The sequence below is a fragment of the Sphingomonas sinipercae genome (assembly GCF_011302055.1).
Lineage (GTDB): Bacteria > Pseudomonadota > Alphaproteobacteria > Sphingomonadales > Sphingomonadaceae > Sphingomicrobium > Sphingomicrobium sinipercae.
In genome coordinates this window covers 1,171,643-1,195,006 of sequence record NZ_CP049871.1, presented here as the reverse complement: position 1 = coordinate 1,195,006, position 23,364 = coordinate 1,171,643, and the positions used below count along the sequence as shown (strand labels likewise).

The following is a 23,364-nucleotide window of genomic DNA, read 5'->3' as shown; positions in this document are numbered from 1 at the left end:
CGACGGCGCCGTTCCAGGCGGAAGCGCTGACGATGGAAGCGGCGCCGCCACGGTCGTCCCTGCTGCGCTCGATGCGGCTGCTTTACCAATTGCTCGGACCAGCGGAGCGGCAACGCTTCTACGCATTGCTGTTGCTGATGCTGCTCGGGGCCTTGGCGGAGCTGGCGACGATCGGCGCAGTCTTGCCGTTCCTGTCCATTCTGGCGGGCCCCTTGCCGGCTGATCCTTCCGCGCTCCAGCGGTCGACCGGCAGATTCGCAGCCATCTTCGATCGCGGGAACCTCGCTGCCGCCGCCGGATTGTTTGCACTGGTCGCATTGGTCGCAGGCGCAATCCGGCTCCAGCTCACGCGCTCGACGCAAGCATTCGTGGCCCACGTCGGCCACCGCTATGCGGTCGAAATCCAGCGGCGCCTGCTGCTTCAGCCTTATGCTTTCCATACGCGGCGGAACACCAGCGGACTGGTCGCCGCAATCGAAAAAGTGGAGTCGCTGGTCTTCAACGTCATCCTGCAACTGATGCAGGCGGCGATCGGCGCTTTCATCGCGATCTTCATCGTCGCCGGACTGATTGCGGTCGATGCCAGGGTTGCCGCCGCCGCCGCCGTTGCCTTCGCCGCCATCTATGTCGGCGTGTCCGCGGTGACTCGGCGCCGACTGGAACGAAACTCGCAAATACTGGCGGAAAGTTACGATCGGCGGATCCAGATCGTCCAGGAAAGCCTGGGCGGCATTCGCGACATCATCATCGATGGCTCGCAAGCGCTATACCTGGACATGTTCAAGCGGGTCGACCTTCAAATGGCGACGGCCCGCGCCAACACGGCCTTCATCGGCGCTGCCCCGCGATACGTCATCGAAGCGCTTGGGATCACCGTCATCGCGGGCCTTGCAGTGCTCCTGTCGAGCCGCACCTCGGGCTTTGCCGGCGCGCTTCCAATCCTTGGGGCGCTGGCCCTCGGCGCGCAGCGGCTGCTGCCGTTGCTGCAACAAATCTATTTCGGCTGGTCGACGGCCCAGGGAAACCAGGCAGTCGTCGATCAGGTCCTCCACCTGTTTCGATTGCCCCTCCCCAAGCAACGTGCCGATGCCATCGCTCACCCCAGGCTCCCGTTCGAACGGAGCATCGAATTCGACCGGGTAAGCTTTCGCTACGAGGCCCGGCGGGAAGCGGTGCTGGAGGACATCAGCTTCACCATTCCCAACGGCTCCAGGCTTGCCCTCGTCGGCAAGACCGGAAGCGGCAAGAGCACGCTGGCAGACCTGCTGATGGGGTTGCTGGTGCCAACCTCCGGCCGGATCCTGATCGACGGAGTGGAGCTTGGCGATGATGCGCGCGAGGCCTGGCGGCGCAGCATCGCCCACGTTCCGCAGTCCATCTTCCTGGCCGACACGACCATCGCACGGAACATCGCCGTTGCGGTGGACGATGACGCCATGGACATGCGGCGGGTCGAGGAGGCCGCTGCCAAGGCGCAGCTCCACGATTTCATCGGCTCCCTTCCGGACGGCTATCGGACGCTGGTCGGCGAACGCGGCGTGCGCCTCTCGGGTGGGCAGCGCCAACGTCTTGGGATTGCCCGCGCCATTTACAGGAAGGCGCCGGTCCTGGTGCTGGATGAAGCGACCAGCGCACTCGACGACGACACCGAGGCCGCCGTCATGCACGCGTTGGATACGCTCGAGGCGGAGGGCCGAACCGTCATCATGATTGCCCATCGCCTGTCGACCTTGGCTGGCTGCGACATCGCGGCGCGACTCGATCGCGGCCGGCTCGTGCAATTTGGCAGCTACGCCGAATTGATCGGCGGCGTCCGCAGGTAAACTAAGTCAGCGCTGCTTGCGGTAGACCGTAACCCGGGTGTCGTTGCAGCGATCGCGATATTGCTCGTAAGCGTCCAGTCGCTGCAGCGATCGGCTGAGCAGATAATCCTCCTCGCGGATAACGCTCATGCCCCCCCCGCCCATGGTCTCGGCGATTTTGTTCCATTCGATATGATCGTCGGGCCAGACGTGGATGTCGCCCTCGTTCGAATGCTTCGGGTTGAACACCCGTTTCAGGCGGTGAACGTAGTTCATCGGAGTCAGGAATTTGCGCCAGTCGGTTCGCATCCCGTTCGATCGGAATTCCGCCAGGATCGGGTCGGTCCAGGAGGCCGGGCTTGCTTCATGGTCGATAACGACCACGCCGCCCGGCGCCGTGATCCGCGCCAATTCGCGGCACGCGTCGAGATAATCGGGAATGTGGTGAAGCACCGAATAGGTTGCGACCAGGTCGAAACTGCCGTCGGCGATTTCACTCAGGTCACGGCCGTTGAGCTGAAACGTCTGCAGCAGTTCTCCGCCAAACCGCTTGCTGACGAGATCGAGGAAACCACGCGACACGTCGGCGGCGGTGACCTTGGCGCCAAGCGCAAGCAGGTGCGCGGTAAGATTGCCGGAGCCGCAACCGAAGTCGAACGCATGGGGCGGCGTCCGCCCGGTCTCGACACTGTCGAGCGCGCTTTGCAGCGAGGCGCGTAACCGAGATTGCTCAATCGTGTTGAAGATCTCGCCGTGCAGTTTTTCGTACTGGCCCGCCACCTTGTCGTGGATGGCGATGTTGCGCGCGACTTCGCGCTGCGCTGCCGACTGTGGCTTCGCCTGCTCAGCCACTGACACGCTCTCCGCGGTTTGTAGCCTGTAATACTTCTTCCCAACGGTCGACCACGCTCCCAAGAGAAAAACGCTCGACGCTTTTCGGCCCGGCCGCGCCAAGCTTCGACCGCAGTTCCGGCGATGCCATGAGGCGTTCCAACCCGGCGGCAAGCGCCGCGACCCTGTCGTCACCATCGACGAGCAGCCCATTGACGCCGTCGACGATCAACTCGTTCGTTCCCGGGCAATCGCGGAAACCGATGGCCGGCATCCCAGTTGCCAGTGCCTCAGCGGTTACGAGGCCAAAGCTTTCGTACAGCGAGGGCATCGCAAAGATTTTGGCGCGGCGATATTGCGGCCCGATATCCCGGATCGTCCCGGTAAGTTCGATACGATCAGCATGAGCCGAAGACTCTGCTGCTCTCATAAGATCTGTGGCCAAGGCACCATCGCCGACGATACGAAGCTTCCAGTCGGGGGACCGCGCCGCGATCCGGTCGAAAGCTGCAACGAGCGTCCGGTGATCCTTTTGCGGCTCCAGCCTGCCAACCGACAAGATGATGTTTTCTGATCCGGGTTCCAGGTCGACGCCGGCGAAGGCCGATCCCTCGCTCCAGGCAATCACCGGATTTTGAACAACGGTCATGCGCTGCCTGATTGCCTCGGGGAACCCTTCCCGCACACCAGCCGACACTGCCGTTGCCAAGTCGGCGCTCAATATTGCTTGGCGCATCAGCAACCCTTGAAGCGGCCGTGTTCGATAATGATCAAAGGAAATATGCTCGCTCGCGATCACCTTCGTTCGCAGGCCCGTTGCGGCCAGCCAGAGCGGCACGAAGCCGCTGTGCATGAAGCCCACTGCGATCGCCGGACGGTGACGGCGCAGCAGGGCCCGAAGCGCCAGGATTTGTCGAATGAACCCCATTGGCCCGGTACTGTGCTTAATGTCGCCAACGCCAAGCCGCGACCACTGCAGACCTTCGCACAACGGGTAAAACGATTCTGCTCCTGGCCGGTCGAAGGTCGCAATCTCGACCTCTTGGCGGCGATTCCAAAGTTCAGACGATACCGCGCCAAGAACGCGCTCGGCTCCCCCGCCCTGCAGTGCGAGCGACTTGATCACGAACAGGACTTTCATGTCCGGCTACGCGCCCGTCGCCGGCGCAGCGCCTCCCACGTCCCGTCGCGCACCACCAGATAACTGATTGCCATTCCGAACGCGGTGAGCAGGCAGGTTTTGATGCCAATCGCGGCCAAGGTTGGGAATCCTTGCAACGATGAAAGCGTCCACCCCACCGAAACGGCGCCTGCGCACAGTAAAGCGATGCGGCCCCACCTCACGGGGACGCGGTATAAGCGCTGGGAAAGCAGAAACCAGCCGCCCAAGAAAATCGTTGCAGCAGCCAGGCTGGCCCAGCCGGCGCCGTATAGGCCCATCCCGGCGATCAGTACGTAGTTTGCAACCACCGCAACGAGCGCGGCAATCACCGAGATGAACATCTGCAGGTGCGTTTTTTCGGCGATCGCGAAGCCGGGCGCAAAGATATACAATTGAAGCATCACATTCGCCGGAGCGAGCAGGAGGACCAGCGGCGCGGCCTCGATAAACTGCGAATAGCCAAGCAACCGCACGAATTCAGGAGTGAATGCGGCAAGACCCAGGCAAAGCAGCAACTCGGCTGCAACGATTGCTTCGAAAGTCCGGGCAAGCATCGGCGCGGTGCCATCTTCGCCCAGATTTTTCATCACCAACGGGGTCAGCGCCCCTTGGAGGCCCAGCAGCAGAAGCGCGGGGATACTCGCCAGTTGGCTTGCCCAGGTGAACACGCCGACATCGCGCAGGTCCAGCAAGTCGCGCAGGATGAAGCGGCTGGCATAGATGCTGAAGAACAATGCCAGGCTGGCCGGCACGATCGGCAAGGAGAATTTCAAAAGGGTCGCCAACTTGCTTCGGTGAATGTCGAAGCGAAGCGAGCGGCGAAGCACGAGCGCGCCAGCAGCGACGCCAGCAACAGCACCGATTGCCTGACCGATGATCACGCCCTCCAGCGGCCGCGGCCAAAGGGCGGCAAGCCCAACCGAGCCTGCCAGCGTCACCACCGCAAAGAGCAGTGTCACCAAGGTGTAGGCTCGAACCCGGAAATCCCAGCGCAGCTGGTTCTGGATGAACGTGAATAGCGTATTGAACAGGAAAAACCCGACCGCCAGCCGATATGCCGATAAATATTGCAGGTCGCCGAGAAGGAGGCGGCAGAGGGGGATGGCGAAGATCAGGCCAAGAAGTGAGCCAAGTCCAAGCATTGTCAGCGTGAAGGACCAGGCGCTCGTGACGAACGCGGCCTTATCGACCGGATTCGCGGGCGGATAATAACGCGCGAGGGCCTGCGAAACCTCCAGCGGCACGATGAAATTCACGAGTGCGGCGGCAGTGATGATCAACCCCAGCGCACCATAGGCCGCCGCACCCATGAACGAGGGCAAGATCAACAGCCACGCCAGCACTGTCCCCCGCGAGGCGAGATTGGCGAAGGTGTAGGCGGCCGTGTGTCCCGCGAGCTGACGAATCACTGGCGAGTCGCTGCCGAGGCGCTTTCCGCTCCAGGCGTCCCCAGGTTGGAGTTTAGGAACGATCGCACCAATGAGATCGGATAGGCATGGCCGTCGGGATGGGCTCTGCAGGTTACTGTCGAAATATCCCGGAAGCGCTTGCAGGTGTAATTGGATTCGGCATCGAGCCGATAGAGCGGAGTATCCTGCAAACCCCAACTGAAGAAGAAACGCGTCGGCATCGCCTTCAACTTCGCCGCAAGCGCTGCTGGCGCGATTTCATCCCAATAACCGGGGATCGCAATTAGCTGGAAGTTCGCGATCTCCAATTGCTCGCCAAGCGCGCTGTAACCGGACGCGACGATCGCAAGGTCCGGCGCCGACTGCAAGGCATTGAGCAGCGCGGCAGTGCCGCCTTGCGACACGCCCGCCACCACCGTCTTGGCGTAGCGCGACTGGAGATATTTGGTCACCGCAAGGGAATGCACGATATAGCTGGCGCCATAGGAACCGCCGCGGTTTAACTGGTAGTTCCTGATGGCGTCCAGGGTCAGCTTTGCTCGGCCACTGTGGAAGGCTAGCGCATCCTCGTTCGGCTTGATGAACACGAACAGGTCGCTGGCGTCGCGCGACAGGGCCGGCAATGCGGTGCTCGTGTCCGGCCCGGCCGTCTGGTCGACTGTTGCGATGGCGCGGTTAAGTCCAGTGCCCGGAATCATTAAAGTCGCGAGATCCTCGCGGTTGAGTGGCGTCCAGCTCGTCCGGACGGCGTAGGCAAAGGCCTCGAATCGCCGCCCGGCAAGTTCGAACTCGACCTTCAACATTCGACGGCTGCCCAAGGTGAAGGCCGAAGCCCGAAGGACACGCAAGTCGCGGTAGGCGCTTGGGAAGTCGTCAACTGGAATGAAAATGCTGTCGTTGAATGCCTTGATCCCTGAGAGCGATCGGGCGGACGGATAGAGCAGTTCGGGAACAGCCGCATCGTTGAACACGGTCGCCATTAGCTCGGCCGCCGCTGTCGGGGTGCCTGCGACCGCCTCGCGAGCAAGAACGTAAGCCTTTTGCAACTGGGGCGACGGGGTCATTTGCCGAAACCCCATTGCCAAACCCAGCACAAAGCTGGCGGCCGCCAAGCCCAAAGCGGCGAAAATGACGTACCATGGCGCCACTCGCTTCATCAGACCGTTCCGGTTTGCACTCGTCCTGGACATCATGCCGACGCAACCCGCTTGGAGTTCGCCGCAATGAGGCGATCATAGGTCGCGGCTTCATGGGCATAGGCAGCCTGCTCGTCACAGACCGCCTCCGCGCGCGCCCTCATCGCCGTGGAGAGGGAGCGCATTTTGGCAGGGTCGCTTAAAAGCTTGCTCGCCTCGCGTCCCATAGCTCCCCAATCGCCCGGTGACAGGAGGACGCCGGTTTCTCCTGTGATCACCAGGTCAGCCATGGCCGAGTCATAATTGTACGCAACTGCCGGGCACCCTGCCATCGACGTTTCAGCCAAAGCCATGCCTGTCAGCGGCGAAAGCACGAGACACCCGGGCTCAAGGCGCGAAAGAAGTTCCTGGGGCACGAGGCCAAGGAAACGCACATTCGACGCGACGCCCAGGTCCAGGGCGAGCGCTTCGAGACGAGCTCGATCGCTGCCATCACCCGCGAGCAGCAGCAACGCATCGGGATGATCCCGGTGGACAATCGCGAAGGCCCTAATCGCATGATCGACCATCTTGACCGGTTCGAGGCGCGCGATCGTGAGCAGCAACTTCGTGGCGCCCTCAATGCCGAAAGCCCTGCGTTCGTTCGCCGTCAACGGCGCTCGCTCGCCGGGGGAAGGCGGCGCGCGGGGATCATGTTTTTTACGACTCGAAAGACTTCCGTGCGCGCCGGCTCCGCTCCTTGCTCGAGCGCGTAGTCGCGTAGTGTGCCGCTTCCGCCAGCGACGAGGTCGGCCCGCCGCAGAACGTAGCGAACGACCGCTTTTTCGATGAAGCGGAGGGGAAACAGTCGAGGCATGGCGAGCGATCGCGTGGCCGCGAAATTCAAATCATAGTTAGCCACGAGCCATATCACGAGCGGCCGCCCGGTCCGCCGGCGCAGCCAAAGGCCGAAAAGTCCCGAGTATAAGGGGTCCGTCGCGACGATCAGCGAGATACGCTCTTGCCGCATCAACCGCGCAACATGACCGACCAGGCGTCGCTGCGTGAGGAGGAAGTCAATGGGAAACAGCCACTTCGGCCACCCTAATGCCGCGGACCTGGCTTCGATGATGTCTTGCCGATCGGAGAATCGATGCCGCTCGAGCGCGCCCTCCACCGCCGTGACGCGATCGGCCAGCGGGTACAGGCCGACGACCTTGTGGAAATAGTCGCCGCTGTGTCGCGCCTCGAAAAACTGGTCGTGTCCGCGCGCGCGCAGTTCCGAGAGGGAATACGCCATGTCGATGTACAAGACTGACGGCCGATCGGCCGATTGCTTATTCAAGACGTCATGCTTCCGCTTTTGCGATTACCCTCGCTGGACACCCAACCGCCTTGCTTCCCGCTGGGACGTCCGAGAGTACTAAGCTGCAAGCACCGATGATCGCGCCGTCGCCCAAGGTCACGCCCTTCGCGATGACAGCGTTGGGACCGATATAGCACCGATCTCCAATCCGCGTTGCCGAGCGTTCCGGGCTCTTCGCGCCCCCGCTCACCGCCCATTCGACGGTGTCATGTGTGTAGATTTGCACGCCCGCCGAGATCGAGCAGTTGGACCCGATCGCCAGACCGCCTGAACCGTCAAGCACAGTTCCCGGGCCAATCCAGGTGTTTTCACCCACCGAAACATCGCCGATGACGAGCGAGCTGTCATAGATCGAAGTGCCCTCTCCGAAACCGAGAGTCCGCGCTTTTTCCCAGCGGTCCACGACATAGTCGCCGAACGGAAGCGTGCGTTTGAATCGCGCATCGACTTCCGTTCGACGGTCGCGCCAGAAGCTGCGGAGGGAATCCAAGAGAGACATTGGATGCTAAACCGTCCGTCTTGCGATGATCGTAATGCCGGCGTCCTCGATTACCTCGCGCTCGACCTCCAGGCCCGCCTCGCCACACCAGCTTCTTACCTCGTCCGGAGATTGGCGCTGTGCATTGATCGGTCCGTACCAATCGAAATTGATGTGGTTCAGTTCGTCGAACGTCAGGTCAGGATGGTAGAAGGCCTTCGCCACGTGCCAGTAAAAGAGGCGCTGGACATTAAACCGGCCGGCCGGAATGCCGAGCAGGTCGTTCGGTCGCTCCAGCTCGATCTCAACGTCCAGTTCACCGAGCTTCATGCCCAGTTCGGTCAGCGGTTCCACGGCTTGCCACGCTTCGGCAGGGCTCATCGAGTGAATCCGGTCACGAACGAAGTCGTCGGTGAACTCCCGCACCGGCCCCTTGCGACGGTAGACATAGAACATGAATCGGCCACCGAGCTTGAGCAGCTTGGCGAGCCTGAGCAACGCGCTGCGCGTGTTATCGGTATGGTGCAGCACGCCTTCCGAGAAAATGACGTCGACGCTGCCGTCCGCCAGTGGGGGATTGAGAATGTCCGCTTGGACGAAGGCGCCTTGCCGGCCGTGTTCGACAAAGCGCTCGGCCGCCACGTCAACCGCCTCGCTGATTTCGAGGCCGAGATAACGGACATCGGCCAAGACCGGCGAGAAATATTCCAGCGCGGACAGCGCGCCGCCGCACCCTGCGTCCACAACCACCGGATTGCCGGTCCGCAAGAAGTCGTGGCTCGCCGCGGCGCCGTAGCGCTCTTCTAGCCAGCCACGCATCCTGCCGCGGGACTTCGCGCTGTCGAAGGTGTCCCGCTTTTTCCATTTGAAACCGAACGTCTCTTCGGTCTGACTCTGCTTGGCCGAGACAGCCGCGAGGCTGCGCGGAATGCCCCCGCGCACGACATAGCCCTGACCCTGGATCTGCCGCTCGCCGTCCCATGGACCGCCAGTACCAAGCAACTCCCACAACCAGTCTGGCTGATCGACCGCGGGCGCGTCAGTGGCTGGCATGTTCCCCCAGAAACTGTTCGACGTTGAGTAGCGACCATATCAGCAGGCGGCGGTTTCGGTCACCCGAAAGATGCTCCTGCACGAGACCCTGCACGGCCTGCTTGTCGAGGAGACCATAGATCCGCGCGTTGCCGTCCATCAGGCGATCGCGGACGAAGTCGATGCTTTCGCCCTTGAACCAGCTTGCGTCGGGGGCGCTGAAGCCCTGCTTTTCGGCCCGAGTCACGTCGTCGGGGATGAATTCGGACATGACGTCGCGCAGAATCTGCTTGCCGTCCTTGGTTTTGCTGAAAAATTCCTGCTGCTTGCTGCCGGGCACGTTCTCGTCGATCCGGATCACGTCCTCGAGCCGGTTGAGCTTCAGGTGCACCGGCACCTTCATCGCAAAATCGACCAGGTCGTTGTCGAGGAACGGCACCCGCGTTTCCAGGCTGTGCGCCATGCTGAGCTTGTCTTCGACGACCAGCAGCCCGTGGAGGAAGGTCTTGCACTCGAAGTAGAGCGAGTGATTGATGTAATCCTCGGGCGAATTGAGCTGGTCTTCGTGATGCTTGAAGACCCCGCGGAAAATGTCGCGGGTCATCACATGGCCGACGTCTCCCATCAGCGGCGCGAACATGGCCTTGAGCTCGGTATTGCTGACCAGCCGCTGCCAGAAGCCGTAATATTTCTCGACATAATCGTCGAAGCCGTCGTTCACGACGGCGCGGTAGTATCGCCAAGGGTAACCGCCGAAGAGCTCATCGCCGCCCGCGCCGGACAACACGACCTTGACGAACTTGGACGCCAGCTTGGCCGCGTAATAATTGGGGTAGCTCTGGCCTACCCGCGGTTCTTCCAGGTGCCGGGCGAGTTGCGGCATGCACCGCTCCATGTCGCCGGCCTTCAGCACCATCTCGTAATGCTCGGTCTTGAAGCGGTACGACATGGCTTCGGCGCGCGAACGCTCGTCGAAGCCAACCTCGATGCCCGATGCCGACGACAGGTCGAACCCGCAGGTGAAGGTTTTCAGATAGGGGAAGCTGGTGGCCGCCACCGCGGTGATCGAGCCCGAATCCATCCCGCCGGACAAATATGAGCCAAGTTCGACGTCGGTAATCAGCTGGCGATTGACGGCTTGCTGGAACAGCCGGCGAAGCTCCTCGCGATATTCCTGGTCGGGCAGCGGCCGTTCCGGCTCGCGGAAATCGAAGTCCCAATATTGCTGCGGCTCAAGCTTCGGGTCCGCGATGGCGAGGTCGAGGATGGCGAAATGCCCGGCCGGAAGCAGCTTCACCCCTTCAAGTAGGGTCCGGTCGGTGAAGATGTTCTGGAAGGTGAAATATTCGAGCAGCGCTTCCTTATCGACGCCCGGCTTTGGCCCGCCAGCGGCCAGGATCGCCTTCTGCTCCGACCCGAAAGCGAAGCGGTTCCCCTGCTGCGTGTAGTAGAACGGCTTGATGCCGTAGCGGTCGCGCGCGACGAGCAACGTGCGGTCCTTGCGGTCCCAAAGCGCGAAGGCGAACATGCCGTTGAGGCGATCGAGCGCCTTGGCTCCCCATTCCGCAAGCGCGTAGAGCAGCACTTCGCTGTCGGTGCGCGAACGGAACCAGTAACCCTTCGCCTCGAGCTCCGCCTTCAGCTCGCGGAAATTGTAGATCTCGCCGTTGTAGGTGAGGACGTAGCGGTGATCGGCGGTCACCATTGGCTGATGCCCGGCAGGCGACAGGTCGATAATCGCCAGGCGTCGATGGCCGATGCCGACGTTGCCTTCGATCCAGTGCCCCTCGCCGTCAGGCCCGCGATGGGCGATGGCGTCCGTCATCCGCTGCAGCACCGCAGGCGAGACTGGAGCGCCGTCCAGGTGGATGAGGCCGGCTATCCCGCACATGCGACTGGCCGCGAAAGTACGCTAAAGGCTGCGGATCGTGTCGATGACATAATCGACGTCCTCGACGGTCATGCGATTGTGCAGCGGGATCGCCATCGTGTTGCTGTCGCAGTCCCGCGCACCTGGAAAGTCGTCGTCGCTGCAGCCCAGGCGGTCCCGGTAAAGCCCGAGCATGTGCACGGCATGGGTGCCGGGGCGGGTCGCGATCCCGGCTTGCTGAAGCTTCTCCATGATGTCGTTGCGCGGCATCGGCGCGCTATCCGGATCGACATAAGTGACGAAGGCCTGCCAGGCGTGCTCGCCATTGCCGAATTCGGGCATGCGCAGCCATCCCAGGCGCTGCAGGCCGTCGCGATAGCGTTCGGCAAGTTTCTGGCGTTCGGCAATGAAGCGGTCGAGCTTGCCAAGCTGCACCAGGCCGACCGCACCCTGCAGGTCGGTCATCCGGTAGTTGAAGCCGAGCAAGTTGAATTCCGGCAGCAAATAGGGACGCGGCCCCTTGTGGCGTTGTTCTTCTGAAACGGACGCACCGTGGTTGCGAAGCATGTCCATGCGTGCAGCCAGATCCGCGTCTGTCGTCGTCACCATTCCGCCCTCGCCCGTCGTCACCGACTTGCGCGGGTGGAACGAGAAAGCGGCGGCATCGCCAAGCGTCCCGGCGGGCGCCCCCTTGTAGGCCGCCCCGGCCGCACAGGCGGCGTCCTCAATGATCTTCACCCCTGCGGGCAGGACCGCACGGATCGCGTCCATGTCGGCGCACAGGCCGAAGAGGTGGACGACAATGACGGCGCGCGTGCGCTCGGTCACCTTGCGGGCCAGGTCGGCCGGGTCGATGTTGTAGGTATCGCGATCGACATCGGCCAGGACCGGCGTCGCGCCGCAATAGAGAACGACATTGGCGGTCGCGACCCAGGTGAAGGCGGGAACGATGACCTCATCGCCCGGCCCGATGCCCATGCCGGCCAGGATCAAGTGAAGGCCGGTGGTGCAGCTGGTAGTCGCAAGCGCGTGCGGCACCTGGTGGCGCTCGGCAAACGCCTTCTCGAACGCCGCGACTTTCGGTCCCTGGGTCACCCAACCACTCATCAATGGCTCGCGGGTGGCCTGCCATTCCTCTTCGCCGGTCGCCGGCAAGGAGATGTGGATCATCGGGCGCGCGCTCACGACGCGGCCCCGGCGCGGCGCGCCTCGACTTCCGCCTTGTGGCCCGCACGCCAAGCAATCAGTTTTTCAAGGCCTTCGCGAAGCCCGATTTCGGCGGTGAAGCCAATTTCCTTCGAGGCCCTGGCCGGGTCGCCGATGCGGTTGCGGACCAGCGTCGCCTGGCTTCGCGGCGCATATTTGATCGGCTTGCTGGTGCCGGTCAGGTCGAGCAGCATTTCGGCCAGTTCCTTGAGTGAGGTGCGGGTGCCGGTGCCGACGTTGTAAAAGCGATCGGCGACATCGGCCTGCATCGCCCGGACATTGGCGAGCGCGCAATCCTCGACTGCGACGAAGTCGAACGCTTCGGAGCCGTCGCCAAGGATGGTGGGGCTCTCGCCATTATCGATGGCGTCAAGCATCTTCATGATTACGGCGATGTAGGCGCCCTTGTAGTCCTGCCTCGGCCCGTAGACGTTCATGTAGCGAAGGCCGACGTAATCGAGCCCGTAGCGGTGGTGGAACGCACGCAGCATCGCCTCGCCGGCAATCTTGGTCGCGCCGTAGAAATTCTGGTTATTGAACGGGTGATCTTCGTCCATCGGCTCGGTCACGGCGTCGCCGTAAACCGATGCGGAAGACGAATAAACGAGCCGCTTCACGCCCTTCTTCACGCATGCTTCCATCACGTTGAAGGTCCCGCGGACGTTAACGTCGAAAGCGCTGCGTGGGAATTCGTGGCACTGGAGCAGCCACAGGGCGGCGAAATGAAACACTCCATCGGCGCCATCGAGCGCGGCCTCGAGGATATCGGTCTGGAGAATATCGCCGCCGATATCGAAGATACGGACCCTGGGATCCTTGAGCGCATCGGCCAAATTCTCGGCCCGCCCACGCACGAAGTTGTCGTAGATGACCACTTCGCGCACGTCTTCGCGGAGCAACCGATCGACCGTGTTTGAACCGATCAGGCCTGCGCCTCCGATCAGGACGAGCCTGCTGCCTTCAAGTTGCATGATTGTCCTTGCTCGCCAGTATCTTGGCACAAAGGTGCCGGGCCAAAGGAAGGGAGCTGGTGAACGCCGGCGAGATGGCGTTAAGCACGTGCGTCGAATCCGGTCCAGTCTCCACCAGAAAATCGTTGACCAGCGACCCGGTCGCCCGGTCGAACATTTGGGCGCGAAGGCCGACCTTGTCGCACCCCAGCAAATGTTCGGCCCTCAGCCTCGGTAATAGCGCCTGGGCCGCCCTTGCGAAGTGATTGCGGGAGAACCGGCGCCCTTCTTGCCAGGCAAGCCGCCGGAAACCGTCGCGGCCGCTGGCGAATTGGCCGGCCAGTAGCCGGCCGATGCGAAGGAATTCCCCGGGCGTGACCCCCGCCAGCCCACGATAATTCTCACGCCCGAAGGCCGGGATCGCGGTCGGCCCGACGTAGACCGTGCCGTCAATCGCCGTCGTCGTGTGGATGCCCAGGAACGGCACGCGCAAATCCGGGACCGGATAGACCAGGTGCCGCACCGCGATCCCCGCTCGCGGATCAAGTTTCCAATACAGTCCCTTGAAAGGCAGCAAGGTGTATCGGCGGCCGACGCCGAACAGGTGGGCCACGGTGTCGGCATGGAGGCCAGCGGTGTTGACCGCATGACCATATTCGATGCCCTGCCCTGCCCAGGTCAATGCGCGCGAGCCCGGGCGGACGCCGGCAAGGCCGCCGCCGCAAAGCACTTCGATGCCTTTACTCAAGGCGTCATCGACAAGCGCGGCCATCACGTCTGCGGAGCTGACGACCGAGGTCGTCGGGACGAAGAGCGCCTCGCCCGTCGCCGACCGCGCCTCCGGCTCGATCTCGCGCAACGCCTTTCCATCCACGCGCTGAACTTCGACCCCGTTTGCCGCGCCGCGCGAGAATAGCAGGTCAAGTTGCGGCCCGTCCTCCGCCCTGGTCGGGACCAGCACCTTCCCGATCCGGTTGAGCGGCAGGCCCCGCTCGACGCAGAATTGCGCCATTTCCCGCGCGCCCTGCCCGCACAGCCGCGCCTTGAGCGAGTCGGGCGGATAATAGATGCCGCTATGCAGGACGCCGCTGTTGCGCCCGCTGGAATGCCGCCCCGGCCGATCCTCCTTCTCGAGAACGACGATCTTGGCGCCCGGCTCCCGGCGCTTGAGCTCGCGGGCGATGGTTATCCCCACCACCCCTGCGCCGATGACGACGAAGTCGGCCTTCATCAGGCGGAAACCGCCTCCACCAGCGCTTCGACGATGCGGTCCTGCGTGCCCTCGTCCAAATCGGCGTGCATCGGCAGGCTCATCACCCGCTGCGACAGCGCCTCCGCGACCGGCAAGTCGCCAAACACCGAAAGCTCGCGATAGGCCGGCTGCTGGTGGAGCGGGATGGGATAATGGACAGCGGTCGGAATGCCTTTGCCGTGCAAGGCGTCCTGCACCCGCGGCCTGTCGTCGACCATCACGGTATATTGCGCAAAGACGGTGGTCCGGCCGTCACGCAGCCGGGCGCGCTCGATCCCCACTGAATCGATTAGTCGGTCGTAGCGGCTGCCGACTTCCAGGCGCCGTTCGATCTCCCATTCGAACCGTTCGAGCTTGGCCAGGATAACCGCGCATTGCAGCGTGTCCATGCGCCCGCCGAGGCCAAGGCGCGTGTGGTGGTAGCGCTTCGATTGACCGTGGACGCGGATTTCGCGGCACGCTTGCGCAATCGCATCGTCGTCGACGAAGATGGCGCCGCCGTCGCCGTAGCAGCCGAGCGGCTTAGACGGAAAAAAGCTTGTGCAGCCGATCGGCGACAAGGCGCAGCTTCGACGATTGCCGTAGCTCGCGCCGAAGCTTTGGGCGGCGTCTTCGATGACGGCGAAGCCGTGCGTCAGTGCAAGCGCATTGATTTCGGCCATGTCGGCGGGCTGGCCGTATAGGCTGACCGGCATCACCGCCTTGGTTTGCGGGGTAATCGATGCCGCGATTGCAGCTACGTCAACGTTGCACGTGTCGGGCTCGACGTCGACGAACACGGGCGTCGCACCAGCCAGCAGCACAACTTCCGCGGTCGCGGCAAAGGTGAACGCCGGCACGATGACTTCGTCGCCGGGCCCGATCCCCAGGGCCATCAGGCTAACCAGCAAGGCGTCGGTACCGCTGCCGACGGAGATGCAGTGCGGCACATCGACGAAGCTGGCGAGCGCCTGCTCCATCTCCGCGACTTCGGGCCCCATGATGAACGTGCCGTGGTCGAGGACCCGGGCGATGTTGCCGTCGATCTGCGACTTGAGCGCGGAATATTGGCTCTTGAGGTCGATGAACGGGATCATTCGCCGTGCAGCCGGCAGGCACCGTCACGCAGCGCATAGCGCTCTCCGGTGGAAGGACAGGTCGCTTCGCCATCCCCGGCCAACGGCAGGTCGAGCTTGTCTCCATTGCGGCTCATCCAGCCGATCTGCCGGGCGGGAACCCCGGCCACCAGCGCATGATCCGCCACGTCGCGGTTCACTACCGCGCCGGCTGCGACGAAGGCATATTGGCCGATCGTGACGCCGCAGATGATCGTGCAATTGGCACCCAGGCTGGCTCCAGTGCGAACCCGGGTCTCCCGATATTCGTCTTTCCGCTCGACCCGCGCGCGCGGGTTGTTGACGTTGGTAAAGACAGCGCTGGGTCCGCAAAAGACCCCGTCTTCAAGGATCACGGCGTCGTATAGCGAGACGTTGTTCTGCACCTTGCAGTCGTCGCCGATGACCGCGCCGCCGCCGACGAACACGTTCTGGCCAAGGACGACGTTGCGGCCGATCTTGCTGCCGCCGCAAACGTGCACGAAATGCCAGATCCGGCTGCCTTCCCCGATGTCGGCGCCGTCATCGATAACCGCCGTCGCGTGGGCGAAATAGCTCACTTGGGCTCGCCGGCCAGCGGGTGCCGTTCCCCGGCGCCGCTTGGCGCCATCGTGCGGATCGCGGCCACCGTCTCGATGGCGCAGCGGCTACTCTCCAGGCCGAAGCCTTTGCCAGCGACGATCAACTCGTAGCTTTGAGTGTGAAGGTCGGTGAACCCGCCCGAGAATTCGATCTCTTGGCCATCCACCGTGATCGAGCGGAACGTGCGCTGCCCCGCCTCATGCTGGCTGGCCGGCAGGTCGCGCTCATCGACCGACAGGAACCAGCGCACCCTGGCCCGCTCATATTCAAGGTAACCGGATGCGCGCAGCGGGTCGTTGACGTGCACCTTGTTGTCCTGGAGCGCGCCAAAAATGAAATTGAGCATGTCGAAGAAATGGACCCCGATGTTGCTTGCGATGCCACCGGATTTCTTCTCGTCGCCCTTCCAGGAATACAGGTACCAGCGCCCGCGGGACGTAATGTAGGTAAGGTCGACCTCGTGCTTGGGCGCGTCCGCGGGTTCGGCGGCGACCCGGTCGCGAAGCGCGATGATATCCGGGTGCAGGCGCAACTGCAGGATCGTGTTGACCCGGCGGCCCGAGCGTTCCTCCGCCTCTCGCAGGCCGTCGATATTCCATGGGTTGAGCACCAGGGGCTTTTCGCAAACGACGTCAGCGTCCGAACGAAGGCCGAAACGAATATGAGAATCGTGAAGATAATTGGGAGAGCAGACCGCGACATAATCGATCCGCTCGCTCCCGCCGCTGCGCTGTAGCTTGTCGACATGGCGGTCGAAGCGCTCGAATTCGGTGAAGAACGCGCTTTGCGGGAAGTAGGTGTCGATGATCCCGACCGAATCCGACGGATCCATCGCCGCGACGAGCTGATGCCCCGTATCGCGGATCGCGCGCATGTGACGCGGCGCGATGAACCCGGCCGCACCGAGCAAGGCAAAGTTATTCATCTTGCCCCGGCCTTCCCACCTTGCGCTCTGGCACGTCGCTGAGGATCGATCGGTAAGGTAGCCACCAATAAGCGTTGTTCGCGTAATTCAACCAGACAAACTGGATCGTGGCGGAATAGGCCATCACGATTCCTATTAGAAGCGCAGCGACGCTGCGGTTGCGCGTGTAGGCCCATGGCAATCGACCAAGCACAACCAGCTGCAACATGATGAAATAAAGGGATAAGCGGTCGACGACTGTCGAAGAACTTGTCAGCAATATAGCGGGGACAGCCAACAGTGAGGCAAAAGAAATGTTTCGCCAAAGCACGCGCTCCTGAGGTTCAAACCCGAAGCGACGCTGTGCAATTAAAAACAAGACCGCAGCCAACGTGTTCATGGCAACCCGAATGTTCGCTCCTTGCGATTGCAACTGAGCGGTCATGTAGTTTTCGGACATGGTCTCAAGACGAGAACTGACCACCAGCTCGAACAGGATGACGCTAAGAAGTGCAAACATCGAAATCGTCACGATCCGACTTCGGGAATAGGATAGTCCGACAATTGGCACGAGAATTACTGCGCTTTTATGGAATAGTGCAGCGAGAATCATGGCGGCGACGCATTTTGCCCAGCGTTTGTCCAGGAACGCGACAAGTGCGACCATGCTCAGGCCGATTGCCGATGCTTGGCGAGTATACCCCATCCCAACGACGATGATCAGGTATGGAATAGCAATTAGGACAATAAGAAAGGGGTTCGGCTGTCGCTTTGCAATCTCGACGATGCCCCACATCAACGAAGCTGCGCAAACGATGTTGACGAGCCAGATGTCAGTCTTCAGCTGCTGGGAAATCCAATTCAGCAAAATATATGCAGGGTCCGCACGGCCGCTTTCAAGGGACCACTGCATCCCTCGATAGAGAATGTCGTTGTAGATGATGCGGTAATTGATCCAGTCGCCGCCGACCTGGAATCGCAGCCCCATGAAAATCACGACGAACACGCTGGCTACCGTCAGGAAGATCGCGTTCCTGCGATCGCGTTCGCCCCCAGACCCGATCAGCGTAGCGAAGCTGAAGCAGCCGAAGAGAATCCAGTAGGGGAACACTAACTGCCTATCGCTGCTTGATCGGGCCGCCCATCGGGATTGCCATGGCCGACGTAAAGAGCGGGGGCAAAGCGTGCCGTCAACATGATCGCGGTGGGGACCGCCATGGTGATCCACAAGTCCTTGGCGCTTTCACCTAGCTGCATTGCCATGCTTGGCCATTGCTCGACCCATAGATCGAGGGCCTCGTTGAGCAACAGAAGGGCAAAAGTCCCCGCCCACGGGCGCAAACTCGAAAGCGGCCGGCGAAGAGTCAGCGCCAACAGCACTAGCAACACGCACCCCGTCAGCATGTGCAGCGCATCCGGGCTCACGGACGAAGAATGTTCTATGAACATCTTCGCATCGTGAAGCGACCAGAGAAATTCGGAAAGCGCTTTCAACCTTCAACCTTCCCGCGTGAAATCGTCACCGGGTCAGCCAATCGTCACATGCTTGGTCGGCCGGACCGCGGCGCGTTCCGAGCTTCGCCGGCTCAGCCACGGCTGCGTCATCAACGCCAGGCACATCGCGAAGACAGCAGCGAGCGCGGGGGTGCGGAGCGGATAATCGACCAGGCTGTGGGCCAGCAGCGCGCCCGAAGCGATGGTCGCGGCGCGGGCGTAGACCGTGCTCAACGTCGTCCGCCAAACCCTGACGACCTGACGCCCCCACCAGGCGAGAAAGAGGAGCAACAGGATCACGCCGGCGGCGCCCAGCTCCAAGGTCAGTTCGAGCAGGTCGTTGTGGGCGTGATTGACGAACGTCCTGGTCGCCTCGGCCGGGTCTTCGGCCAGCGGATAGACCGAGACGAAGGAGCCAAGCCCGGTCCCCAGCGGCAACGTTTTCCCGATCAGGGCGGAGGTCCGGTCCCAGATTTCGGCCCGGCTTGTGAACGAACTGGTATCGGATCCGGTCAGTTCATCGCCGATCGAACTGCTGACCAGGACCATCATCGTCGCAACGAGGGCGAGCGCGCCGGCGGGCAGCGCAAACCGGCGCAGCCGCATGCTCGGGGGCAGCAGCAGGCCGGAAAACAGGATCACGGGGAGCGCCAGGCTCAATGCCGCAAGCGAGCGGTTGAGCGCGATTCCGGCGAGCACGACGAGCAGTGCCGCGACTGCGAACACCGTCACGCCGGCCAATTTGTTGTCTCGCTGGGCCAGCGACGATGCCGACGCGAACAGCGCGACCCCGAACGGAATCCCGACGAGCAGCAACGAGCCCATGTGGTTACGGTTGGCGAAGAAGCCGACGGCGCCGTCGTTGGTGACCTCGTAGAAATACGCCGCGGACGACGCTGGTCCCCCGGTCGCCAGCTGAACCGCGCCCAGCAGCACGCCGACCAGCGTGCAAAGCACCAACGTGGCCGCGAGCCACGCTTCGCGTTGCCGGTGACGCACGCCCATCAGGAGGACGGCCGCGGGCGGAAGCAAGGCCATTGCCGATGCGACGGTCGCATATGGCGTCATCGACAGCGGCTGCCACGGCAAAGCATAGCCAAGCGCCTCAAAGCCTTGGGCAATGATCGCGCGACCTGGCAGGGCCGACCAAAGACTTGGCGGCAACGGCAGCAGTTGAACGATTGCGAGCAAGGCAAACAGGCCGAGCAGCAGCAGCAATCGCCGGGACGGCGCAGTCGCCTGTTCGGACGCCCGCGCCGCGATGGCCCAGACGATCAATGCAATGGCAGCCACCTGCAGGATCGCGCTTGGCAGGATCGCCTGCGAACTGCCGCCGACGACGATGCAGAGCGCCAGGTATAACGGCAGGACCAGCCGCTTGAGCTTCGAGGTCACTGGCCTGCGATCCTTGTCAGTTGGAGAGCGCCGATGGTGACATCGCTGGACTTGGCCATCTCTTCCCCAACACCGCGCAGCTCAAGCCGCTGCGCGCCGCAGCCGCTCGCCGGGACAGTGAATTCGGCGCGGAATATGCGACCGTCGCGCTTCGACAAAGGCAGGTCGAATGCCGATCCGGGCCCCGGCAGGCAACGCAGCACCCAGCGAAGCTGCTGGACGTTGGCCAGGTCGCCGCCGATCTGGGTCGAAAACAGGTAGCGGTCGCTGGCAAGCGTCAAGGTCTGGCTCGCCAATGCGACGTCCTCGCGCCCGAAATACAGGACATGGAGCCCGCCCCCGGAAATCGGTTCCGCAACGCCGCCGCCGGCTTCCGCAAAGCTCCAGTTGAACGGCGGCGGAGCCGGGCTTGGCGCGAAGGCCGGCTTGAAGATCCCCGTCGGCACCGCCGGCAACCCGGCCAGGCGCGACCATGTGGAATGGGCTTTGGCGAACTGGCCGCTCTGGACCAGGCTTTGCAGGAGCGCGCGCTGCCATGCGGGCGGCGGCGCACCGGGCGCGGGCTTGCTGGCAAGGGTGAGCACCAGATCGGCATTGCTCGCGTCTTCGGACAGGGACGCCAGGACCGGCCCCTCCAGTTCCGGATTGGCGGCCAGGATTCGCTTCAGCTCGACCGCCGCGCCCGGTTGGCGGGCGTAGGCGGCCAGGCCCGGCACGAGCTGTGCGGTGGCGCCATTCACAAGGCGGCCAAGGATCGCCAGTTCCTGCAACCCTTTCAGGGTCGCCCCACTGCGCAGGTAATAATCGGCAAGCAGGTAGCGCGCGGCCGCCGACCGCGGGTCGCGCTGCCGTGCTTCCAGGAACAATTGTTCGGCCCGCTTGCTGTCCCCAGCACGCTGGGCAAGCGCCCCGTTGATTAGGAAAGCATCCGGCTCCAGCGGTGCGTTCGCTGCAAGCCGCTCGACCTTGGCGAGAGTGTCGCTACCCGGCTCGCGGCGAGCGGCAGCGGCAAGACCGATATCCTGGAATGCCACGGATCGAAGCACCGCCGGGTGACCGGCCCAGATCTTTTGGGCGCGCGCCGGATCCGACTCCGCCTTGAGCAGAACGTAGGCATTGGCTCCGCTCAGCGCGGCCAGCAGGAGGCCGACCACCGCGCCGGCGATGGCCCTGCCCCCGTGCAAGCGTGAACGTGAGCGGGTGCTACTCGTCCGAGCCATCGGTGATCAGCGAAATCGGGTTACGCTTGCTGTCCACACCGCCATATTTGTAGCCGTACCCATAGCCGTAGCCATAACCGTAGCCATAGCCGTAGCCACTGGTCACGTTGGTCGCCTTGGTCAAAGTGGCGCCAAGGATATGGGCTCCCGCCGCGCGCATCACCCGCACGGCTTCCATGGCCGCACCGGTGCGGGTCTTCCCGCTTTCGACAACAATGAGGACGTTCTTCACCACGCCGGCCAGCAGCGGCGAATCGGCCAGGCCAAGCACCGGCGGCGCGTCGACGATCACGATATCGAAGTGGGTCGACGCCTCGCGCAGGATCTGGGCAAACCGCCCGGTCGACAGAAGGTCGGCCGGGTTGGGCGGGATCGGGCCCGCCGGCAGCAGCCACAAGCGCTCATACATGGTCTGGGACACGTGGTCCGTAATCGGCTCGTTGTCGGTCAGCAGCTTTGTCACGCCACGCTCTTCGGACGCCGACTTGAACGCCGGCTTGCGAAGGTCGGCGTCGAGCAACAGCACCCGGTTGCCGCGCCGGGCAAAGTTTTGTGCAAGTGCAAGCGCCGACGACGACTTGCCTTCCGACGGCCGCGCGCTGGTCAGCATCAGCACCTTCGGCACGCCCTGCTCCGTGCTGAAGCGTAGGGAGGTGACCACGGTCGAATAGGCTTCGGACGTGGGCGAAGTTGGCTCCTGCAAATCGTCGATGAAAGTTTCGCGACCCGACCGCTTGGGAATGACGCCAAGGCAGGCGAGCCCAAGCTTCTTGCGGACGTCATCACGCGTGTTGATCGTGTCGTTGAGGAACTCGAGCGCGATTGCGCCGGCAATGCCCGCCACGAGGCCGATGATCGCGCCGATCAGCAGGTTCATCGTTAGGTTCGGTTTGTAGGGCGCCCGCGCAACTTCGGCGCGGTCGACGATCGAGACCGGCGCCATGCCGATACCGCCGGCAACCCCGATTTCCTTATAGCGCTGCAGCAGAGCGTCGTAGAGTGCCCGGTTGGTGTCCACCTCGCGCTGGAGGATGGTATATTGAATGCTCCGGCCACGAAGGTTCAGGACCTGCGATTTCAGCTGGGAAACGCGGCTCTGGAGGGCCTGCTCGGCGGCAAGCGCGCCGCGATAGTCGGCAAGCAGCGAGTTGGAACGTCCAGTGGCGACCGTCGACCCTTCGCGGGCGATCTGCCGGTTGAGTTCGGCAATGCGGGACTGCAGGCTGAGCATTTCCGGATGGTCCGGCTTCATCAGCTCGCGCTTTTCCTGATATTCCGACTGCAGCGTGGCACGCTGGTTGCGAAGCTCCTGCGTGCTGCTGTTGACGTCTTGCGTCGGTCCGGAGCTGCGGCTGGCACGGTAAGCGCCTTCCGCGGCAACGCGGCGCGCGGTGGCTTCGGCCAGCGCGGTGTTCAGCGCGATCAGCGACCCGCCGGTGGGCGATGCAGTATCGCTGATTTGCCCACCTTCATCCGCGGTGCCGGTGTTGATGATGCCCTGCGCCTGTGCATAAGCGACCAGCTGGCGCTCCGACCGCTCGAGGTCGGACCGGGTCTTGCCGATCTGCCGCTCGAGGAAGTTGCGGGCATAAGCAGACGCCTCGTAGCGCCGCTGGAGCGTCTGGTTGATGAATGCGTCGGCAAGACCGTTGGCGACTTGAGCGCCTAGCTGCGGGTCGGCCGAAACGTAATTGAACTTGATGAGCGTGCCCATCTCGGGGGTGTTCACCGTGAGACCGCCGAGGACCTTGCTCGCCGCACGGCTGAGCCGGATGCCCGGATCGCCCTGTTGCTCGAGAAAATCCTGATTATTGCCCAGGTTGAGATCCTCGGCGACGCGCAAGGCGAGGCTGCGGCTTTTCAGCAGGCCGACGTTGGTCGCGACCAGGTCGAACGTCTGCGGCGCGGCGCTTTGCTCGCGCTCCTGCTCCGGCGACACCTGGACGTTCGGTGGGTTGACCTCCATCGTGACGCTCGACCGGTACATCGGCGTGCTGAGCAGGCTGTAAACGATCGCCGCCGCCGCCCCGAGGGCGAGCATCGCGATGATCAGCCAGCGCCATTCCTTGAGGATGCCGACGAGCGTCGCCAGGTCGAGCGCCGCCGCCTCGGTCTGCGGCTGCTGCTCGGCGCGCGGGTCGAAGCGCGCGAGCGGCCAGGACCCCTCACGGTCAGTAAGCGCAATATCACTGTTCACGAAGG

Annotated in this window: 21 protein-coding genes; 1 reads left to right on the top strand and 20 read right to left on the bottom strand. The window is 63.0% G+C overall.

The genetic code is table 11. From position 1 onward, the window contains the following. Positions 1-32: 32 nt before the first annotated feature. On the top strand, positions 33-1,823 hold the full coding sequence (locus tag G7078_RS06275) for an ABC transporter ATP-binding protein (protein WP_166094130.1): 1,791 nt from the start codon (positions 33-35) through the stop codon (positions 1,821-1,823). A gap of 6 nt (positions 1,824-1,829) precedes the next feature. Here the strand turns inward: G7078_RS06275 and G7078_RS06270 are convergent, their stop codons facing one another. The 20 genes from G7078_RS06270 to G7078_RS06175 are packed head-to-tail and all read right to left on the bottom strand — an operon-like array spanning position 1,830 to position 23,359. Beyond that, positions 1,830-2,654, bottom strand: a complete 825-nt coding sequence (locus G7078_RS06270; protein WP_166094128.1) for a class I SAM-dependent methyltransferase — start codon at positions 2,652-2,654, stop codon at positions 1,830-1,832. After that, the gene (locus tag G7078_RS06265) at positions 2,647-3,774 is read right to left on the bottom strand and encodes a glycosyltransferase family 4 protein (RefSeq protein ID WP_166094126.1); all 1,128 of its coding nucleotides are present in this window, start codon (positions 3,772-3,774) and stop codon (positions 2,647-2,649) included. The genes G7078_RS06270 and G7078_RS06265 overlap by 8 nt, the downstream gene beginning before the upstream one ends. Beyond that, positions 3,771-5,204: a lipopolysaccharide biosynthesis protein gene (locus G7078_RS06260; RefSeq protein ID WP_166094124.1), complete on the bottom strand. Its 1,434-nt coding sequence runs from the start codon at positions 5,202-5,204 to the stop codon at positions 3,771-3,773. The genes G7078_RS06265 and G7078_RS06260 overlap by 4 nt, the downstream gene beginning before the upstream one ends. Further along, positions 5,201-6,361 carry a hypothetical protein gene (locus G7078_RS06255; RefSeq protein ID WP_166094122.1) on the bottom strand — a complete coding sequence of 387 codons (1,161 nt, stop codon included), beginning with the start codon at positions 6,359-6,361 and terminating at the stop codon, positions 5,201-5,203. The genes G7078_RS06260 and G7078_RS06255 overlap by 4 nt, the downstream gene beginning before the upstream one ends. A gap of 32 nt (positions 6,362-6,393) precedes the next feature. Beyond that, positions 6,394-6,993, bottom strand: a complete 600-nt coding sequence (locus tag G7078_RS06250) for a glycosyltransferase (protein ID WP_166094120.1) — start codon at positions 6,991-6,993, stop codon at positions 6,394-6,396. Then, positions 6,990-7,631 (bottom strand): glycosyltransferase, encoded by a 642-nt coding sequence (locus tag G7078_RS06245; RefSeq protein WP_166094117.1) that lies wholly within the window; start codon positions 7,629-7,631, stop codon positions 6,990-6,992. Before G7078_RS06245 ends, G7078_RS06250 begins: the two co-directional genes overlap by 4 nt. A gap of 37 nt (positions 7,632-7,668) precedes the next feature. Continuing rightward, positions 7,669-8,175 carry an acyltransferase gene (locus tag G7078_RS06240; RefSeq protein ID WP_206367434.1) on the bottom strand — a complete coding sequence of 169 codons (507 nt, stop codon included), beginning with the start codon at positions 8,173-8,175 and terminating at the stop codon, positions 7,669-7,671. A 15-nt stretch (positions 8,176-8,190) separates the two neighbouring features. Beyond that, positions 8,191-9,216 (bottom strand): class I SAM-dependent methyltransferase, encoded by a 1,026-nt coding sequence (locus tag G7078_RS06235; protein ID WP_166094112.1) that lies wholly within the window; start codon positions 9,214-9,216, stop codon positions 8,191-8,193. Continuing rightward, a complete protein-coding gene (gene asnB, locus G7078_RS06230; protein WP_166094110.1) occupies positions 9,203-11,086 on the bottom strand; it encodes an asparagine synthase (glutamine-hydrolyzing) in 1,884 nt (627 codons plus the stop codon). Before asnB ends, G7078_RS06235 begins: the two co-directional genes overlap by 14 nt. A 21-nt stretch (positions 11,087-11,107) precedes the next feature. Further along, complete coding sequence (locus tag G7078_RS06225; RefSeq protein WP_166094107.1) at positions 11,108-12,235, bottom strand: DegT/DnrJ/EryC1/StrS family aminotransferase; 1,128 nt, start codon at positions 12,233-12,235, stop codon at positions 11,108-11,110. Positions 12,236-12,246: 11 nt separating this feature from the next. Beyond that, on the bottom strand, positions 12,247-13,242 hold the full coding sequence (locus G7078_RS06220; protein ID WP_166094104.1) for an NAD-dependent epimerase/dehydratase family protein: 996 nt from the start codon (positions 13,240-13,242) through the stop codon (positions 12,247-12,249). Then, positions 13,232-14,452, bottom strand: coding sequence for an L-2-hydroxyglutarate oxidase (gene lhgO / locus G7078_RS06215; RefSeq protein ID WP_166094102.1), 1,221 nt, complete (start codon positions 14,450-14,452; stop codon positions 13,232-13,234). The genes G7078_RS06220 and lhgO overlap by 11 nt, the downstream gene beginning before the upstream one ends. Then, on the bottom strand, positions 14,452-15,549 hold the full coding sequence (locus G7078_RS06210) for a DegT/DnrJ/EryC1/StrS family aminotransferase (protein ID WP_206367433.1): 1,098 nt from the start codon (positions 15,547-15,549) through the stop codon (positions 14,452-14,454). Before G7078_RS06210 ends, lhgO begins: the two co-directional genes overlap by 1 nt. Then, positions 15,546-16,127 carry an N-acetyltransferase gene (locus G7078_RS06205; RefSeq protein ID WP_166094099.1) on the bottom strand — a complete coding sequence of 194 codons (582 nt, stop codon included), beginning with the start codon at positions 16,125-16,127 and terminating at the stop codon, positions 15,546-15,548. The genes G7078_RS06210 and G7078_RS06205 overlap by 4 nt, the downstream gene beginning before the upstream one ends. After that, positions 16,124-17,074 carry a Gfo/Idh/MocA family oxidoreductase gene (locus G7078_RS06200; protein WP_166094097.1) on the bottom strand — a complete coding sequence of 317 codons (951 nt, stop codon included), beginning with the start codon at positions 17,072-17,074 and terminating at the stop codon, positions 16,124-16,126. Before G7078_RS06200 ends, G7078_RS06205 begins: the two co-directional genes overlap by 4 nt. Beyond that, positions 17,067-18,164 (bottom strand): EpsG family protein, encoded by a 1,098-nt coding sequence (locus G7078_RS06195; RefSeq protein ID WP_166094094.1) that lies wholly within the window; start codon positions 18,162-18,164, stop codon positions 17,067-17,069. Before G7078_RS06195 ends, G7078_RS06200 begins: the two co-directional genes overlap by 8 nt. Next, complete coding sequence (locus G7078_RS06190; protein WP_166094092.1) at positions 18,164-18,547, bottom strand: hypothetical protein; 384 nt, start codon at positions 18,545-18,547, stop codon at positions 18,164-18,166. Before G7078_RS06190 ends, G7078_RS06195 begins: the two co-directional genes overlap by 1 nt. A gap of 33 nt (positions 18,548-18,580) precedes the next feature. Next, positions 18,581-19,942: an O-antigen ligase family protein gene (locus G7078_RS06185; protein WP_166094090.1), complete on the bottom strand. Its 1,362-nt coding sequence runs from the start codon at positions 19,940-19,942 to the stop codon at positions 18,581-18,583. Beyond that, positions 19,939-21,126 carry a tetratricopeptide repeat protein gene (locus G7078_RS06180; RefSeq protein WP_166094087.1) on the bottom strand — a complete coding sequence of 396 codons (1,188 nt, stop codon included), beginning with the start codon at positions 21,124-21,126 and terminating at the stop codon, positions 19,939-19,941. Before G7078_RS06180 ends, G7078_RS06185 begins: the two co-directional genes overlap by 4 nt. Before the next feature lie 19 nt (positions 21,127-21,145). After that, entirely contained in the window at positions 21,146-23,359 is a 2,214-nt protein-coding gene (locus G7078_RS06175; protein WP_166094085.1) for a GumC family protein, read from the bottom strand. Positions 23,360-23,364: the final 5 nt, after the last annotated feature.

What these genes read in the sequence shown, in the direction of transcription:
- G7078_RS06275 (WP_166094130.1), top strand. Translation starts at nt 33, where the DNA reads ATGGAAGCGGCGCCGCCACGGTCGTCCCTGCTGCGCTCGATGCGGCTG.
- G7078_RS06265 (WP_166094126.1), bottom strand. Translation starts at nt 3,774, where the DNA reads ATGAAAGTCCTGTTCGTGATCAAGTCGCTCGCACTGCAGGGCGGGGGA.
- G7078_RS06255 (WP_166094122.1), bottom strand. Translation starts at nt 6,361, where the DNA reads ATGAAGCGAGTGGCGCCATGGTACGTCATTTTCGCCGCTTTGGGCTTG.
- G7078_RS06235 (WP_166094112.1), bottom strand. Translation starts at nt 9,216, where the DNA reads ATGCCAGCCACTGACGCGCCCGCGGTCGATCAGCCAGACTGGTTGTGG.
- asnB (WP_166094110.1), bottom strand. Translation starts at nt 11,086, where the DNA reads ATGTGCGGGATAGCCGGCCTCATCCACCTGGACGGCGCTCCAGTCTCG.
- G7078_RS06225 (WP_166094107.1), bottom strand. Translation starts at nt 12,235, where the DNA reads ATGATCCACATCTCCTTGCCGGCGACCGGCGAAGAGGAATGGCAGGCC.
- G7078_RS06220 (WP_166094104.1), bottom strand. Translation starts at nt 13,242, where the DNA reads ATGCAACTTGAAGGCAGCAGGCTCGTCCTGATCGGAGGCGCAGGCCTG.
- lhgO (WP_166094102.1), bottom strand. Translation starts at nt 14,452, where the DNA reads ATGAAGGCCGACTTCGTCGTCATCGGCGCAGGGGTGGTGGGGATAACC.
- G7078_RS06210 (WP_206367433.1), bottom strand. Translation starts at nt 15,549, where the DNA reads ATGATCCCGTTCATCGACCTCAAGAGCCAATATTCCGCGCTCAAGTCG.
- G7078_RS06200 (WP_166094097.1), bottom strand. Translation starts at nt 17,074, where the DNA reads ATGAATAACTTTGCCTTGCTCGGTGCGGCCGGGTTCATCGCGCCGCGT.